Genomic DNA, 2,223 nt, shown 5'->3' on the forward strand with positions numbered 1-2,223 from the left:
TTACCTTAGTTGTTGAACCATCTTCGAAGGTTGCTGGCGTATCATCATCCATTGGTACACTTGGGTTACCTTCTGTAAAGTTAGGTTTACCTGTTTGTGTTTGACCTTGAATATCTGTTGATGTTGCTGGTTCCGCTGTTGGTGTTACTGGGGTTACAGTTGGTGTGTACTTAGCTGTAACTGGTGTACCATTCTTGTCTACACGTTTAACAGTCACGCCTGTTCCTGTTCCTGTGAATGATTTTTCTGGTACAAATGTAACTGTTCCGTCTGGGGCTACTGTGTAAGTTCCCTCACCTGGAATTACCTTAGTTGTTGAACCATCTTCGAAGGTTGCAGGTGTATCATCATCCATCGGTACATCTGGGTTACCTGGTGTGAATGTTGGTTTACCTGTTTGTGTTTGACCTTGAATATCAGTAGATGTTGTAGGATCAGCTGTTGGAACAACTGGAGTAATCTTAGGTGTGTATGTTGTTTCAGCTGGAGTGCCGTTGGCATCCTTAGCTTGAACTTTAACTGGAACTACTTCACCTGAGTATGACTTATCAGTTGGTGTAAAGGTTACAACACCTGTTTCTTTATCAACTGTGAAAGTACCAATAACTTCACCACTTGGAGATTTAGCATCTACAGAAGCAGCAGGTTGACCATTTTCGTCAAGAAGAGTAATGGTATCTTTGTCGATTGGTGCAACTGGATCACCTTCTGTGAAGGTTACAGTACCAGTTTGAACCACACCTTGAGGTGCTTCTGATTCAGCCGGAGTTGCTGTTGGTGTTACTGGAGTTACAGTTGGGGTGTACTTAGCCGTTACTGGCGTACCGTTCTTGTCAACACGTTTAACAGTCACACCTGTTCCTTTACCTGTGAATGATTTTTCTGGAACAAATGTTACTGTTCCATCTGGTGCTACTGTGTATGTACCTTCACCTGGAATTGTCTTAGTTGTTGATCCATCTTCAAATGTTGCTGGAACATCATCATCCATTGGTACGCTTGGGTTACCTTCTGTAAAGTTAGGTTTACCTGTTTGTTCTTGACCTTGTTTGTCAGTTGATGTTGCATCTTCAGCAGTTGGTTTAACAGGAGTTACTGTTGGGGTGTATGTCGCTGATGCTTTTGTTCCGTTCTTATCTTCGCGGACAACTGTCACAGCTGGTGCTGTTCCAACGAATGATTTTTCTGGGACAAATGTTACTGTTCCATCTGGTGCTACTGTGTATGTACCAACTCCTTCTACTGTCTTAGTTGTTGATCCATCATCAAATGTTGCTGGAACATCTTCGTTGATTGGTACACGGCTATCACCCTCAGTAAATTCAGGTTTACCTGTTTGTGTTTTACCTTGAATATCTGTTGTTTCTGCTGGTGTTGCAGTTGGTTTAACAGGAGTTACTGTTGGGGTGTATGTCGCTGATGCTTTTGTTCCGTTCTTATCTTCGCGGACAACTGTCACAGCTGGTGCTGTTCCAACGAATGATTTTTCTGGGACAAATGTTACTGTTCCATCTGGTGCTACTGTGTATGTACCAACTCCTTCTACTGTCTTAGTTGTTGATCCATCATCAAATGTTGCTGGAACATCTTCGTTGATTGGAACAGTCTTTTCAACACCGTTAACTTCAACTGTACCACCCTTGAATTCAGGCTTACCTGTTTGAGTTGCACCTTGAATATCTTTTGTTTCTGCTGGTGTTGCAGTTGGTGTTACTCCTACAACTGTTGGTGTGTATGTCGCTGATGCTTTTGTTCCGTTCTTATCTTCGCGGACAACTGTCACAGCTGGTGCTGTTCCAACGAATGATTTTTCTGGGACAAATGTTACTGTTCCATCTGGTGCTACTGTGTATGTACCAACTCCTTCTACTGTCTTAGTTGTTGATCCATCATCAAATGTTGCTGGAACATCTTCGTTGATTGGTACACGGCTATCACCTTCAGTAAATACAGGTTTACCAGTTTGTGTAGCACCTTGGATATCTGTAGTTTCAACTGGTGTTGCTGTTGGTGTTACTGGAGTCACAGTTGGTGTGTAGGTTGCTGAAGCTTTTGTTCCGTTCTTATCTTCACGGACAACTGTCACAGCTGGTGCAGTTCCTACAAAGTTTGGTTCTGGAACGAATGTTACTGTTCCATCTGCTGCAACCGTAAATTCACCAACACCTTCTACTGTCTTAGTTGTTGAACCATCATCAAATGTTGCTGGAACATCTTCGTTGA

The 2,223-nt window shown here is 42.7% G+C and carries 1 pseudogene; it reads right to left on the reverse strand.

Going from position 1 to position 2,223, the window contains the following annotated elements:
- Positions 1-2,223, reverse strand: a pseudogene (locus HMPREF2957_RS06535) (fibrillin); the annotation flags it as partial.

The sequence above is a fragment of the Streptococcus sp. HMSC062D07 genome, from assembly GCF_001814215.1.
Lineage (GTDB): Bacteria > Bacillota > Bacilli > Lactobacillales > Streptococcaceae > Streptococcus > Streptococcus infantis_I.